This is a genomic window from Primorskyibacter marinus (assembly GCF_003313245.1).
Lineage (GTDB): Bacteria > Pseudomonadota > Alphaproteobacteria > Rhodobacterales > Rhodobacteraceae > Primorskyibacter > Primorskyibacter marinus.
The window spans coordinates 172,211-187,293 of sequence record NZ_QJSD01000004.1; the positions used below are offsets into that span (position 1 = coordinate 172,211).

Below are 15,083 nucleotides of genomic sequence, written 5' to 3' on the forward strand. Positions count from 1 at the left end.
TAGGGCGCGACAATGTGAACGGGGCGGGGCGCGTAAAACCATTGGCCCGCCCCCTTTTCCCCGAATATAACCCTTGCATGATTACAGAACTCGGGCATTTCGCCCTCATCCTCGCCTTCCTCGTCGCCATCGTGCAGACGGTTGTCCCCATCATCGGTGCGCATAGGCGCTGGCCGGGCTGGATGTCGGTGGCCGAACCGGCCGCCACCACGCAGTTTTTGCTGCTGGGCTTTGCCTTTGCGGCGCTGACCTATGCCTTTGTGACCAGCGATTTCAGCCTGCGCCTCGTGGTGCTGAACAGCCATTCCGCCAAGCCGATGCTTTACAAGATCTCGGGCGTGTGGGGGAATCACGAGGGCTCCATGCTGCTCTGGGTACTGATTCTCAGCCTCTTCGGCGCGATGGTCGCGTGGTTCGGGGCGCAATTGCCGCCGACATTGCGCGCGCGGGTGCTGTCGGTGCAGGCCGCGGTCGGTGTGGCGTTTCTGGCCTTCATCCTGTTTACCTCCAACCCGTTCCTGCGCCTCGCGGTGCCGCCTTTTGACGGGCAGGACCTCAACCCGCTGTTGCAGGATCCGGGCCTGGCCTTTCATCCGCCGTTCCTCTACCTCGGCTATGTCGGGCTGAGCGTGTGCTTCAGTTTCGCTGTCGCCGCTCTGATCGAGGGGCGCGTGGATGCCGCATGGGGCCGCTGGGTGCGGCCCTGGACGCTGGCGGCGTGGATTTTCCTGACCATCGGCATCGCCCTGGGCTCCTGGTGGGCCTATTACGAGCTTGGCTGGGGCGGCTTCTGGTTCTGGGATCCGGTGGAAAATGCCAGCTTCATGCCGTGGCTTTTCGCGGCGGCGTTGCTGCACAGCGCGATCGTCGTGGAAAAACGCGAGGCGTTGAAAAGCTGGACCATCCTGTTGGCGATCATGGCGTTCGGTTTCTCGATGATCGGCACATTCATCGTCCGCTCGGGCGTGCTGACATCGGTCCATGCCTTTGCCAATGACCCTGAACGCGGCGTGTTCATCCTGATGATCCTTGCCGTCTTTACCGGCGGGGCGCTGACGCTGTTTGCGGCGCGGGCCGGAACCATGGAGGCGAAAGGTGTCTTTGGCGTCGTCAGCCGCGAAAGCGCGTTGGTGGCGAACAATATCCTGCTGTCGGTGGCGTCGCTGGTGGTGTTCGTCGGCACGATCTGGCCACTGGCCGCCGAGATGTTCTTCGACCGCAAGCTGAGCGTCGGTGCGCCCTTCTTCGACATGGCGTTCACGCCGTTCATGGTGGTGCTGGGGTTGATCCTGCCGCTGGGTGCGATGCTGCCCTGGAAACGCGCTAAGCCTGGCCGTGTGGCCCGTCAACTACTGCCCGCGCTGGTGCTGGCACTGGCGCTGGCGGGGCTGACATGGGCCATGCAGACCGGGCGTAGCTTGCTGGGGCCGGTGGGGCTGTTCCTGGGCAGTTGGCTGGTCTTCGGCTCGCTCACCGATCTGTGGACCCGCACGGGCCGGTCGCGTGATCTGCGCCGCCTGACGCGCCTGCCGCGCGCCGATTGGGGCAAATCGGTGGCCCATGCCGGGCTGGGTGTCACTATCTTCGGCATTGCCGGGCTGACCGCCTGGCAGACCGAGGACATCCGCGTCGCGAATATCGGCGAGCCTTTCGAGGTTTCGGGTTACGAGCTGACCCTGAACAGCGTCGAAAGGGTGCGGGGCCCGAATTATTTCTCGACCACGGCCAATGTCACACTGGCACAGGACGGGCAGCAGATTGCCACGCTTTATCCCGAAAAGCGCAACTACCCGGTGGCCAAGATGCCCACGACCGAAGCGGCCATCGACTACCGGTTCCTGCGCGATGTTTATGTGGTAATCGGGGACGCGCAGGGCAATGATGCCTGGACCATGCGCACCTATGTCAAACCGCTGGCGGGCTGGATCTGGGCCGGGTGCCTGATCATGGCACTTGGCGGCGGGTTGTCCTTGACGGATCGGCGCTACCGGGTGGCCGCGGGGGCGCGCAAAGCGCCTGCACCTGCGGGCGTGCCAGCGGAATGAGGCGGTTCCGGGAATGGTGGGGCAAATCCCCGCGCTGCATCCTTGTGCTTTGCCTTGCGCTGCTGGCGGCCCCGGTCTGGGCCGTGCAACCCGACGAGGTGCTGGACGACCCGGTGCTGGAGTCGCGTGCGCGCGAATTGTCCAAGGGGCTGCGCTGTCTGGTCTGCCAGAATGAGAGCATCGACGAATCCAATGCCTCGCTGGCGCGGGATCTGCGCCTTTTGGTGCGCGAACGTCTGGTCGAGGGCGACAGCGACGCAGAGGCGCTGGCCTTTATCGTCGATCGTTACGGCGAATTCGTGCTGCTGAAACCCACAACCGGCGGCGCGAACTGGCTGCTCTGGGCCGCCGGCCCCTTGATGCTGGTCACGGCGCTTGGCGTGGGGGTCGTTTATATACGACGCCGGTCACACGCACGGGCACCCGGCGAGCAGGGGTTGAATGCCGATGAAAGCGCGCGGCTGAAAGAGATCCTTGATCGCCGCGACCCATGACGCTGCGTCGGACTTTGCCATTCCGGTCGGCTGCGTGTTTGATGCCGCGCAAAGATTGCTCAACAAGGAGACCGCGCCCGTGCATTACGAAACCATCACCTATGAGGTCAGCGACAACATCTGCGTTGTGACGCTGAACCGGCCCGACGTGATGAACGCTCTGGATACGCAGATGCGTGCCGAGATCACGCAAGCCGTGCGCCAGGGCGGTAAAGAGGCGCGCGTCGTGGTCCTGACAGGCGCGGGCGGGCGGGCCTTCTGTTCGGGGCAGGATCTGGGCGACGGGGCCAATGCGGCCAATCTGGATCTGGAACGGGTGCTGCGCGACGAATACGAGCCGATGCTCAAGGCGATCTACGACTGTCCGGTGCCGACGATCTCGGCCGTGAATGGGACGGCGGCGGGGGCGGGGGCAAACCTTGCGCTTGCGGCGGATGTGGTCATTGCCACGCAAAGCGCGGTCTTCATTCAGGCCTTCACCCGGATCGGCCTGATCCCCGATGCGGGGGGCAGCTATTACCTGCCGCGCCAGATGGGCATGGCCAAGGCGATGGGGGCGGCGTTGTTTGCCGACAAGATTTCCGCCCGGCAGGCCGATGACTGGGGCATGATCTACGAGGCCGTGGCGGATGACGGGTTCGAGGCGCATTGGCGCAAACGCGCGGCGCATTTGGCAAATGGCCCAACAGCCGCATATAATGCGCTGAAACAGGCAATTCGCGCCAGCTTTGACAATACGCTGGACGAACAATTGGCGCTTGAGGCGCGATTGCAGGGCAAATGCGGTCAGACCCGTGATTTCAAAGAAGGCGTCGTGGCCTTTCTTGAAAAACGCCCGGCCAATTACGAAGGGCGCTGAGGCGCAACCACCTGATTGACCCGTGCCGGACCACGGTTCGGCACGCGTGAGGCGTTCACCTGATGCCGCAGGCGTCAGGCGCTGGTCATCCGTGCAGGGCGTGTTTTGCCGTCACATCCTCGAAGCGCACCGCAGCGCGTGCCGGCTGCCATAAGTCGTATGACGTGGGGTAAGTTGATTCCCGACGCATTTGAATTGCATGATTTAATTTCATTCATTGATTCTACAGGGTTTTTTCTTCAACTTAATTGTTGAAAATGTTTCAATGTATATCGTATACAATGTCTACACTTTAACTATATATATCGACCTGTAATTCGAAGGATTTTCGGGTCTGAAAGAATTTTATCAAAGATCTCTTTGCAAGAAGAGGTTTTCTATGACGGCGGGAAACGGGGGGAGTGGCCCTGATTCTTCTCATGTCGCGGAGTGGATCCATGTAGGAGTGCGTGGCGTTCATTTCGCGGCATTTTTATTTCCGACGACAGATCCCCCTTAAGACGACAGCAAGACACTCGCATCGGCCCGGTCGGGCTGACATCTCTGGCAAATGAAAAAAGCCCGCCCCCTGAAAGGGACGGGCTTGTGGTTTGTGTCGCTGAGCAGACTTAGCGCTTTTCGATATCGGTATAGTCGCGCGCAGTGCTGCCCAGGTAAAGCTGACGCGGACGGCCGATCTTGTTCTGCGGATCGCCGATCATTTCCTTCCACTGCGACACCCAGCCGACGGTGCGTGACAGCGCGAAGATCGGGGTGAACATCGAGGTGGGAAAACCCATCGCTTCGAGGATGATGCCGGAATAGAAATCGACATTGGGGAACAGCTTCTTTTCGGTGAAATAGGGGTCCGCAAGGGCAGCAACTTCGAGTTCCTTGGCAACCTGCAATGTCGGATTGTTCTCGATCCCCAGCAGGTCCAGCACCTCGTCTGCGGATTGTTTCATCACCTTGGCGCGCGGGTCGAAATTCTTGTAGACGCGGTGGCCAAAGCCCATCAGGCGGAATGGGTCGTTCTTGTCCTTGGCGCGGTCGATGAATTCGGGAATGCGGTCCGGGGTGCCAATCTCGCGCAGCATTTCAAGACAGGCCTGGTTGGCACCCCCATGCGCCGGACCCCACAGACACGCAACGCCGGCGGCGATACAGGCAAAGGGGTTGGCACCGGAGGATGACGCCAGCCGCACCGTCGAGGTCGAGGCGTTCTGTTCGTGATCGGCATGCAGGGTGAAGATCCGGTCCATCGCGCGGCTCAGGATCGGGTTGACCTCGTATTCCTCGGCCGGGACGGAAAAGCACATGCGCAGGAAGTTGGACGCGTAATCCAGATCGTTGCGCGGATACACAAATGGCTGACCGGTGTGATATTTGTAGGCCCAGGCGGCAATCGTCGGCATCTTGGCGATCAGCCGGATCGAGGCGACCTCGCGCTGCCAGGCATCGGTGATGTCGGTGCTGTCATGGTAGAAGGCCGACATCGCCCCCACGACACCGACCATGATCGCCATCGGATGCGCGTCGCGGCGGAACCCGCGGAAGAAATACTGCATCTGCTCGTGCAGCATCGTATGGTTGGTCACGCGGTTTTCGAAATCCTCAAGCGCTTGCGCCGAGGGCAGATCGCCGTAAAGCAGCAGGTAGCAAACTTCGAGATAATGCGATTTCTCGGCCAGTTGGTCGATCGGATAGCCGCGATGCAAAAGTTCGCCCTTGTCGCCATCAATGAAGGTGATCGTGCTGTCGCAGGCCGCAGTAGAGGTAAAGCCGGGGTCGTAAGTGAATACACCTGCATTGGCATAAAGCTTGCGGATGTCTATCACGTCGGGGCCCACGGTTGGGCTAAAAATTGGCAAATCAAAGCTTTTGCCATCCAGTTGCAGGGTAGCGTTCTTGGTACTTTCTGCCATGAAGTGGTCCCTTCGTCTCAATGCCGTTGAGCGAATGCAACGGCTTCCTATGTCAACAGGCATTGAGACAAGATGATCTGGTCAGCTTTTCCCAATGGCCGCAGCCTGATCCAGCCGGACGAGTGTTTCGTCCTGGCCCAAAACGAGCATCATATCGAATACGCTGGGTGTCACTGAACGTCCGGCAAGTGCGGCCCGAAGCGGACCTGCAAGTTTGCCGAATTTCAGATCATGCGCCTCGGTAAACCGGGACAAGACACCCTCCAATTCGTCTCGGGACCAGCTAGCATTTTGCAATTGCGGCGTCAATGACGCCAGTATACCACGGGATACCGCATCAAGTTGCCCGGCGGCTTTCTCATCCGGGACGATCGGAGATTTCGTCAGAATAAACTCTGCTTTTTCAAGAAGCTGCGGGAATGTTTTTGCGCGGTCCTTGAGGCAATACATCGCACGCCCCAATCCGTCACGCTGCGCGGAGGTCAAGGCGGGCTGTTCGGCTGCCTTCAGGTAAGCGTCAATTTCGTGCAGCAGCGCAGCATCGTCGGCAGCCGCGATGTGCTGGCCGCAGAGATTCTCCAGCTTCTTGAAGTCCAGACGCGCCGGGCTTTTGCCGATTCCGTCCAGTCCGAACCACTGCTGCGCCTGTTCGTCGGTGAAAAATTCATCGTCGCCATGGCTCCAGCCCAGTCGGGCCAGATAGTTGCGCATACCCGCCGAAGGATAGCCCATCGCCTGATATTCCTCGACACCCAATGCGCCGTGGCGTTTCGACAGTTTCTTGCCGTCGGGTCCATGGATCAGCGGGATATGCGCCCAGACCGGGACATCCCAGCCCATCGCGGTATAGATGCCCATCTGGCGCGCGGCATTGTTGAGGTGATCGTCACCCCGGATCACATGGGTCACGCCCATGTCATGGTCGTCCACCACCACGGCCAGCATGTAGACGGGCGTGCCGTCCGACCGCAGAAGGATCATGTCGTCCAGCTGGTCGTTGCGGATCGTGACCTTGCCCTGCACCTGATCGTCGATCACGGTTGTGCCTTCCAAGGGTGTCTTCAGCCGGATCACGAAGGGCGCGTCGGGATGGGTGGCGGGATCGGCGTCGCGCCAGGGGCTTTGGAACAGGGTGGATTTGCCCTCGGCCTTGGCGGCGTCGCGAAACGCGGCAATCTCTTCCTGCGTGGAAAAGCATTTGTAGGCGGCGCCCTTGGCCAGCAGTTCGTGGGCAACCTCGGCATGGCGGGGTGCCCCTGCGGCCTGGCTGATCGCCGGGCCGTCATGGTCCAGCCCCAGCCAGTCCAGCCCCTTCAGGATGGCGGCCGTCGCTTCGGGAGTAGAGCGTTCGCGGTCCGTATCCTCGATCCGCAGCAGAAAACGCCCGTCACGCCCGCGCGCGAACAGCCAGTTGAACAGCGCCGTGCGCGCCCCGCCAATATGCAGGTAGCCGGTGGGAGAGGGCGCGAAACGGGTCACGACTTGGCCGGTCATGGGCAATATTTACCTTCTGTAAACCTTGGGAGGGATAGCGTTGGCGCATCCTTAAACGTCACACACGCGAAGGACAAGATGCGCGCCCTGGACCGGATCGAAGCCGCCATGCTGGAACAGCGCGGCCATCTCTTCGCCTGGGCACCGGTTTTCCTGGCGCTGGGGATTGGCGGGTATTTCCTGCTGCGGTTGGAACCTGCGTCTTGGATGCTGTGGCTGTGCGGCGGGTCCGGTCTGGGCCTGCTGATGCTGCAAAGGCGGTTGGGTGCCGCGTCCGGCCCTCTGGTGGCGGCACTGGCGCTGGTCCTGCTTGGCCTCGCCGTGGCGGGCGCGCGGACGCATCAGGTATCCGCCCCGGTGCTGAGCTTTCGCTATTACGGCCCTATCGAAGGGCGGATCGTCGGGATTGATCGCTCGGCCTCGGACGCGGTGCGGCTGACGCTGGACACTGTCGTGCTGCGGCGCACCTCGCCCGCGCGCACGCCGGACCGCGTGCGGGTGTCTCTGCACGGAGAGCAGGGGTTCATCACCCCGACGCCCGGCATGACGGTGATCCTGACCGGGCATCTGTCGCCGCCCCAAGGCGCGGTAGAGCCGGGCGGATTCGACTTTCGCCGCCATTCGTGGTTCCTGCGATTGGGGGCGGTCGGCTACACCCGCACACCCGTTCTGATGCTGGAGCCGCCAGCGGGCGGGCTGCATGTGTTCCGTGCCCGCATGGCCCTGTCGGCGCGGGTGCAGGCGGCGCTGCCGGGCGAGACAGGCGCTTTTGCCGCTGCCGTGATGACCGGCGACAGGTCGGGCATGGGGCAGGGTACGCTGGACGATCTGCGCCGCACCAACCTTGCGCATCTTCTGGCGATTTCCGGGCTGCATATGGGGCTGCTGGCGGGGTTCGTTTTTGCGGCGCTGCGTCTTGGCTTTCTGCTTTGGCCCGCCGCCGCCTTGCGCCTGCCGGTCAAGAAACTTGCTGCGGCGGGGGCAATGCTGGTCGCCGGCGGCTATCTCGCGCTGTCTGGCGGCAATGTCGCGACCGAGCGTGCCTTCGTGATGGTCGCCGTGGCGCTGGGGGCGGTGATCGTCGACCGCCGCGCGCTTAGCCTGCGGGCCGTGGCAATGGCCGCGCTGATCGTGTTGCTCTTGCGGCCCGAAGCGTTGCTGGGGCCGGGGTTCCAGATGTCCTTTGCGGCCACCACCGCGCTGGTCGCGGTGTTCGGTGCGTTGCGGAACATCGACATGGATTGGATGCCGCGCTGGATGCGGCCGGTTCTGGCGGTCGTGATCTCGTCGGCTGTGGCAGGGGCAGCGACCGCGCCTGTGGGCATGGCGCATTTCAATCAGGCGGCGCATTACGGGCTGATGGCGAACCTCGTTTCCGTGCCGTTGATGGGGCTGTTGGTCATGCCCGCCGCCGTCGTTGCGGCGTGTCTTTTGCCGCTGGGGCTGGAGGGGCTGGCACTTTGGGTGATGGGGCTGGGGCTGGACTGGATCCTGCTGGTCGCGGGGACGGTGTCGGGCTGGGATGGCGCGGTGGGGCAGGTGATCAGCCCCGGCCCCTGGGTACTGCCACTGCTGGCCTGCGGCATGCTGCTGGTGATGCTCTGGCACGGGCGGTTTCGCTGGGCTGGTCTGGTGCCGGTGGCGCTGGGTCTGGTGCTGTGGGCCGGGGCGGAACGGCCGGGTGTGCTGGTGGCCGAGAATGGCGGGCTGGTTGGCATCCTCGGGCCGCAGGGCCGGGCGCTGAGCAAGCCGAAAGGCGCGGGCTTTGTCGCCGGGGTCTGGCTGGAAAACGACGGCGATGCGGCAGAGCAACCGCAAGCCGCGGCGCGCTGGCCCGGCACCGGAGTGCTGCGCGACCTGACCTTCGGCGAGCGTGTGTTCCGGCATGTGCAGGGCAAGCGCGGGCTGACGGCCTTGCTGGAGGAGGGCTGCGCGCCGCAGGATATCGTGGTGACGACGGTCGATCTGGAGGGCCGGAAACTGCCTTGCGAGGTCTATGATCCCAAAAGACTGCGCCAGACCGGCGCGCTGTCTTTCAACGTTGTAAACGGGCGGATGGCGCGCCGCACCGCAGCGGAACATGCCGGACAAAGACCGTGGACCGGCGGCGCGCGCAAATCCCTGAAGCGCGCCAATGCCAAATAAGCGCAATGCAGAGACAAGACCAACAGGCGCGCATGCGTTCTGTTTTCGCCAGACACAGAACCCGAACGGTAACGTCGCTTGTCGCGGAGTGTGGACCGGTGACAGAGCGTATCTACAAGCGGCGCGCCCTGCCGAAAAAGCGGCAGAGCGGCGAGGTTCAGTAAGTGCGGATCAGACCGACAAGCTTGCCCTGAACCTTGACCTGTCCGGTCGGCAAGACGCGCGGTTCATAGGCCGGGTTGGCAGGTTCCAGAACGATCATGTCGCCCTTGCGCTGAAAGCGTTTCAGCGTTGCCTCGTACCCATCGACCTGGGCGACGACGATATCGCCATTATCGGCCTGGCTGGTTTCGCGGATCACCACCACGTCGCCATCATTGATCCCGGCTTCGATCATGGAATCACCTTTGACTTCAAGTGCATAGTGCCGCGCAGAGCCATTCAGCATCTGCCCTGGCACGGCGATGTTGGGCGGGCTGTCCGATACGGCCTCAATCGGGACACCGGCGGCGATGCGGCCCATCAATGGCAGGTCCATCGCGTGCACAGGCTCGACCGGTTGGGCATTTGCCGGCTGCCCGTTCGAACCGCCGTCGATCACGCGGGGGGTGAAACCCGCGGGCGTCGAATTCATGCTGTCGGGCAATTTCACGATCTCGATCGCACGGGCGCGGTGGGCCAGACGGCGGATAAAGCCGCGCTCTTCCAGCGCCGTGATCAGTCGGTGAATCCCCGATTTGGAGCGTAGATCCAGTGCCTCTTTCATCTCGTCGAAACTGGGCGGGACGCCATCGCGCAGCATCCGTTTGTTAATGAACTCCAGCAGGTCCAGTTGCTTCTTCGTGAGCATTTCTTGCCACTCCACCTCGTTTATCCTGATTTGTTCTACCCTTGTTCCCGTTTTGGGTCAACGCTTTGTGCCGCGCAGACCGACCCCGACGAAAGCGTGTGTAGCGTGACAAAGATATTTGCAGTGTTTGACAGAGATATTTACAGCAAACGGTTTTCAATATCCGGTTAGTGGCGCGGTGTTGAAGGCCCCTTCAACGGTCCATTCAACGGGACGGGTATAAAGTACGCTCCGGCACACCGCTTTAGGACTGTGTGGCCCCCACGTCGCGTCCCGTGGTGTGCAAATCGGCTTCATCATAGCCGCCGCCGAATGATGTGGCAGAGACGAGCGTACCTGTTGCCCCATCGCGAGCCGGTGATCCTACTGCCGGGGACCATAGTTTGAAGGCATCCGCTGGAGTCCCGTGCTCAGCGAACAGGGTCGATGCGTCCAACCGGTAGCCTTTGTATTTCGGTGAGGTGAATGGCTCGCTTGCCGCCATCGGATCATACGGCACGTTTGGGGACGCCTTCAAAGGCTCATGGACCAAATTGTTCGCAATATTGACCGTGGTAAACTCGATGCTATGCGGGGCACTGGTATCATATATTCCGCCAAATGTTGCGCTACTCAGGTTCACGACAGTGTTGTTATATATATCAATCGGCGCAGCGATACATGCTGCGGTCGCGCGGCTGTTTCGATCATTATCGACGGCTACAATACAGTTTGGCCCGCCATTACTTCCGCCGTTGAGCCCAGGGTTCCCTGAAATATTGTAGTCCGTATCAGGGTAGATGCACATATTATCCCTGATAGTTTGCCCGCCATGCGTGATGTTCACCACCTGCTTGCCTTGCGAACCAATCATGCAATAGTTGCCCTGTATGACAGCGTTCACCAAATGGCTGTCCGTGTCCTCGTTTTTCGCCGCCGTAACAATGGCACCTCCGGCACCCTCCATGACGTTAGCGCCCATATTTAGCTGCGCACCGGGTTGCTGGAGGCTCGTGCCCCAACGATACGAGGGCTGAGCGCCGCGAACACCAGTCGCACCAGAGCTCTCGGGGAACCAGCCCGTGTTCGACATGGTGTCCGTTCCCCAAACGATGGACCGCACGTCGTTTGGGCATCTGTAACAACTGTGGTTATTGTGCGCACCGTCTTTGTCGCCGCCGTGTATCGCGTCAACGTGCTGGGAAAGTCTCGATCCAATCAGGGCGGTGTTTCCGTGCCCACCATTCCAGAGGGCGTAATCTCGCCAGTTCGTTATGGAAACGTCATTATAGTGAGCCAGCTTGCCGTTCCATGGGTCATTTATTTCTAGGTTATCAATCCCTCGGTAGAGGCCGTCAAAATCAACCTGATCGATCACCCAGCTTGTAGCCTTATTATCGCCACCCTCTACGCCCGAGAGCCCATAGGTGCCTGTCTGACTGGCACCGTAGGTCTCTGTTGTGGTATCCCACGTTCCGGTGATCTTTAGGTTTTGCAGCACCATTCCGCTATTCCCCGAGAACCCGTTTTGGAATGTCCCGTCTCGGAGTAATCCTGCATCGGCGGGGACCCAAGTACCGTGAATTTCAGGCTTGTCCCCAGCAACATCCAAAGCCTCTATTCGGAAACTCACTGCGGACGCCCCGGAGGGTGGCCGAAAATTCAATTGCGAATTGATCGTATGGACCTGACCGCGCTCCGCAACGATACGCTTGGGATTTGTGGCATCTTTAAGTGCGGTGAAAGCAGAGGTCAGCGTGGAGTGACGATCCCACCCACCACTGTCGTTCGCATAAATACCCGTACTGTCGAGAAATATCGTGTCAGTGCCAGCATAAGCACTGTCTGGATCTGACACCACGATAGTCGTGGAGGCAATAGCGACGTCCCCGGAAACCGGATCAATGACAGCAAGGCGTACCAGGTGACTGCCCGGCGTGCGGAAAACATGCGCACCAAGAGGGCCTTGCATATAGCGACTGTTTGACCTCTTTCCGCCATCCACCGCATCCAGCGCGATCACCTGCGCAGGAGCGACAAAGGTGTATCCCTCGCCAAAGTCCCAGAAATACAGGTACTTGTGATAGCTGACATCGTAGACCGACCTGGAGACAGGCGTATTGTCACTGAAACCTGCAAGCGTCACATAAAACAACACGCCCTCTGGCGCGATTTGGTGATCGGATCGCAGGACATTGATTGTCGCGGATGCGCCATCCGTAGGGGACAGGCCCCAAATTTCTCCACCGTCAGAAAGCTGCCCCCAGGCAGTCGATGTGACGCCCCTGATTGTGTTTGTGGTGCCGGGCAGTGGCCCAAGAAAGCTGATATTTTCGCCCATGACTTATGACCCCGCCAGGTTATATGTGAACATTCCGAACGCGCTTTCGTCCTTGCTGTCGCCGGTGGTGTTGTTGGTGAATGACGCCACATATGGCGTCACGCCATCGTGGGGCGTGACGTCCGTTTCCCATGCAATCGAGTAAGCCCTATCGACTGCGCCAAATTCCGGCGTCCCCTGTTCTGTCGGCCCTGTCCAACCGTAGTCACCCTGGAACATGCTGTCGCGCCCCATAGCCACTGTGATCACAGCGTTCTTGGCTGTCGTGGCCAGAGCGTTTAGGGATGCCGATCCACCAGCGCTGTAGTTGAAGACCGTCTTGGCATCCACCAGAACGCCGCCAGGTGCGGCTATGATCACTGCGCTGTGTGAGTTTGACGTTCCATCATACTCGATCTCAAGGGTTGCCGTAGCCGACCCCTGTCCGGCCAAAACGTGATGAAAGACGGCCATCCGCGCGCCCGTATTGTCAGTAAAAGTATCATCCAATGAGGCCGCAACCGCCTCCCCGCTGAAACTGATCGAGAGAGGTTCCGCGCTGACGTTGGCCGCAACGAAGATCGCGATAGGCGTACCCGCGGGGATAATGGACGCATCTACGGGGGTATAAGGCGGCTGTGATATAAGCGTGCCCGACAAATGCTCCTTCATCACGATCACGGGCACAACCTCGGTCGGGCCACTGCCGGGTATCGTCACGGCGTTCGTCGTACTGGTGGCCGAGGTCAGTGCCGCCTGCGGCACCTCGACTGTGACTGTCAGTGCCTTGCCCGCGTCAAGCGTGGCATGGACCGTCAGGGTCGGGGCATATGGATCGGACACGTCGACGGAGTTTGCGCCATTCGTCGTGTAGATGAAATCAGCGACAGCGATTTCCCCAAGCTGGTCATCAAACCCGACGAACGGCAGTAGAACGTCCAGCGTCTCACCGGCGGCGGGCGTGCCGTCGCTGACTAATTCCGCGTCAACAAGGATTGCTGGCCCTGTCGAGAGAGAACCTTTCGGGACGGCGTAGTTACCGTCAAAACGGTTCTCTTGGGCGTCAATCGGGAACATGGACCCGTCATTGTTCAAAATCCGTACAAGGTTGTTATTGGTCAACTCCGTGATCATGACCGGCACATTATTCGTCACGGCCAAATCGGTGAAGGAAGCCAGCGGGTTCCCGGCTGCATCCCCAATATCGCCGGCGGTGTAATCGACGGTCGGGCTATCATCGCCGCGGATGAGATTGCCGGTCAGGACCAGCGTGATCGTCAGGCCGTCTATGCTCACCAAGGAGACTGTGGACGATCCGCCCGTCACATCATTGACCGCCCAATTGCTCGGGACTTCTGTGCCCGTGCTGGCCTCGCTCATGGTGAGCGTGAGGGTATCGCCCGCCTCGTTACTGGCCGCGCTCACTGCGGTCGGCGCTGTTTCGTCTGCGACAACTGCGGAGAGCGCGAAACTGCTTGTCGTGGTGCGGTTATACTCGTCGGTTCCGACCACATCATAACTGGCGCTGGCAATCGCTGCCGCGACGGTGCCGGTCATCGATCCGGGGGCGGACACTGCCAGAGCCGAAGGCAGGGATGCACCGCTGATCGCAAATGTCAGATGGTTGCCGTTCGAGGTGAAGTCCAGCGCAAGGTTCTGCGCAGCGATCGCCTGGCCCACGTTGAAGATGAACGGTCCGAGTGCTCCGGCTGCCGTGGCCTTCGCTCGCAGCGCAATGGCATAGGGCACGGAATAGCTGATCTCGCGCCCGAATTGGTCTGTCGCCGTGATGCTGATTGAACCGGTGCCCACGTCGCCCTGCGCAAACGCCCCGCCGTTGCCAGCCGTGGTGATCTCGCCCGTGACAGCGTCGATCTCTGACGCGCCGGGCAGGCCGGTGGCGGCATAGGTGAAGACCAGATTTGCGCCGCTCGCGGATGCGTCCAGTGCCACGGTATCATCGTCAACTGTCCAGGCCTGCGCGGCGATCGTAGGCGCGGTGCCGGCGGCATAGCGGATCGGTGCCGAGGCCCGGTAGGTGTTGCCGTCGCTGCCAAGGATCTCACAGAACAAACGGCCACCAACGTTGGCGGTAAAATCGGCCGGGTTGGTTGACGTCCCGTAGGTGGCGTCGCCGTAGGATATGCCCCATGTGATCGCGGCAATGGTGACACCATCCGGCAGGACGACGGCGATCGATGCATGACCGCCGGGCAGGGCGTCGCCATCGGTCAGCCCGGTCAGCGTAGCGGTCTGACGAGCGCGGAGAAAGACCGGATCAAGGAGTTGGAGCGCGAGGTTCGTGAACTTCGCCAAGCCAACGAGATCCTGAAGAAGGCCAGCGCATATTTCGCAGCGGCGGAACTCGGCCGTCCGTTCCGCAAATGATCGCGTTCATCGATGATCACCGTTATGTCCATGGTGTCAGGCCGATCTGCCGGTTTCTGGGGATCGCACCATCGACTTTCTACGCCTTCAAGGCCGTGGAGCGTGATCCCGATCCGGCATCGGCTCGCACCAGGCAGGACCGGCTGGACATGGTCGCCATCAAGGAGGCCCTCGATGGCAGCCGGGGACGATATGGCGCGCGCAAGGTTTGGCACCAGTTGCGCCGAGGCGATCACGACATCGCCCGCTGCACGGTGGAACGGCTGATGCGAACCATGGGATTGCAAGGTGTTGTGCGCAGCAAGAAGGTCGTCACCACCAATCCCGATGCGGCACAGCCTTGCCCGGACGACAAGGTGAACCGCGCTTTCGTGGCAGACATGCCGAACCAACTCTGGGTCAGCGATTTCACCTATGTCTCAAGCTGGCAGGGCATGGTCTGCGTGACCTTCACCATCGGCGTTTTCGCCCGCAAGATCGTTGGCTGGCGTGCCTCGACCTCGATGACGACTGGTTTCGTCTTGGATGCCCTGAACCAGGCCATCTGTCAGCGCCCACCCTCCGAGGCTGACAAGCTGATCCATCACAGCGATCGCGGCAGCCAA

Annotated in this window: 9 protein-coding genes, 1 pseudogene and 1 other annotated feature; of the genes and pseudogenes, 5 read left to right on the plus strand and 5 right to left on the minus strand. The window is 61.0% G+C overall.

Annotated features, from left to right (window positions below; genetic code table 11):
- Window positions 1-77: 77 nt before the first annotated feature.
- From DMZ65_RS09050 to DMZ65_RS09060, 3 genes are all read left to right on the plus strand, one after another.
- Window positions 78-2,045 carry a heme lyase CcmF/NrfE family subunit gene (locus tag DMZ65_RS09050; protein WP_116598575.1) on the plus strand — a complete coding sequence of 656 codons (1,968 nt, stop codon included), beginning with the start codon at window positions 78-80 and terminating at the stop codon, window positions 2,043-2,045.
- Window positions 2,042-2,539: a cytochrome c-type biogenesis protein gene (locus DMZ65_RS09055; RefSeq protein WP_116598576.1), complete on the plus strand. Its 498-nt coding sequence runs from the start codon at window positions 2,042-2,044 to the stop codon at window positions 2,537-2,539. The genes DMZ65_RS09050 and DMZ65_RS09055 overlap by 4 nt, the downstream gene beginning before the upstream one ends.
- Window positions 2,540-2,618: 79 nt before the next feature.
- On the plus strand, window positions 2,619-3,398 hold the full coding sequence (locus DMZ65_RS09060) for an enoyl-CoA hydratase-related protein (protein ID WP_116598606.1): 780 nt from the start codon (window positions 2,619-2,621) through the stop codon (window positions 3,396-3,398).
- Between the two features lie 608 nt (window positions 3,399-4,006).
- Here the strand turns inward: DMZ65_RS09060 and gltA are convergent.
- Both gltA and gltX read right to left on the minus strand, forming a co-directional pair.
- Window positions 4,007-5,302 carry a citrate synthase gene (gene gltA, locus DMZ65_RS09065; protein ID WP_116598577.1) on the minus strand — a complete coding sequence of 432 codons (1,296 nt, stop codon included), beginning with the start codon at window positions 5,300-5,302 and terminating at the stop codon, window positions 4,007-4,009.
- Window positions 5,303-5,383: 81 nt separating this feature from the next.
- On the minus strand, window positions 5,384-6,796 hold the full coding sequence (gltX, locus tag DMZ65_RS09070) for a glutamate--tRNA ligase (protein ID WP_116598578.1): 1,413 nt from the start codon (window positions 6,794-6,796) through the stop codon (window positions 5,384-5,386).
- A gap of 78 nt (window positions 6,797-6,874) precedes the next feature.
- On the opposite strand from gltX, the gene DMZ65_RS09075 reads away from it, so the two are divergent.
- Window positions 6,875-8,941, plus strand: coding sequence for a ComEC/Rec2 family competence protein (locus DMZ65_RS09075; protein ID WP_116598579.1), 2,067 nt, complete (start codon window positions 6,875-6,877; stop codon window positions 8,939-8,941).
- Between the two features lie 157 nt (window positions 8,942-9,098).
- Here the strand turns inward: DMZ65_RS09075 and lexA are convergent, their stop codons facing one another.
- From lexA to DMZ65_RS09090, 3 genes are all read right to left on the minus strand, one after another.
- Window positions 9,099-9,791, minus strand: coding sequence for a transcriptional repressor LexA (lexA, locus tag DMZ65_RS09080; RefSeq protein ID WP_116598580.1), 693 nt, complete (start codon window positions 9,789-9,791; stop codon window positions 9,099-9,101).
- 244 nt (window positions 9,792-10,035) lie between these two features.
- Window positions 10,036-12,111, minus strand: a complete 2,076-nt coding sequence (locus DMZ65_RS09085) for a hypothetical protein (protein WP_116598581.1) — start codon at window positions 12,109-12,111, stop codon at window positions 10,036-10,038.
- Between the two features lie 3 nt (window positions 12,112-12,114).
- Window positions 12,115-14,406 carry a hypothetical protein gene (locus tag DMZ65_RS09090; protein WP_116598582.1) on the minus strand — a complete coding sequence of 764 codons (2,292 nt, stop codon included), beginning with the start codon at window positions 14,404-14,406 and terminating at the stop codon, window positions 12,115-12,117.
- On the opposite strand from DMZ65_RS09090, the pseudogene DMZ65_RS09095 reads away from it, so the two are divergent.
- A pseudogene (locus DMZ65_RS09095) lies at window positions 14,329-15,083 on the plus strand (IS3 family transposase); the annotation flags it as partial. The gene DMZ65_RS09090 and the pseudogene DMZ65_RS09095 overlap by 78 nt on opposite strands.
- Window positions 14,433-14,549, plus strand: a sequence feature (AL1L pseudoknot). It overlaps the preceding pseudogene by 117 nt.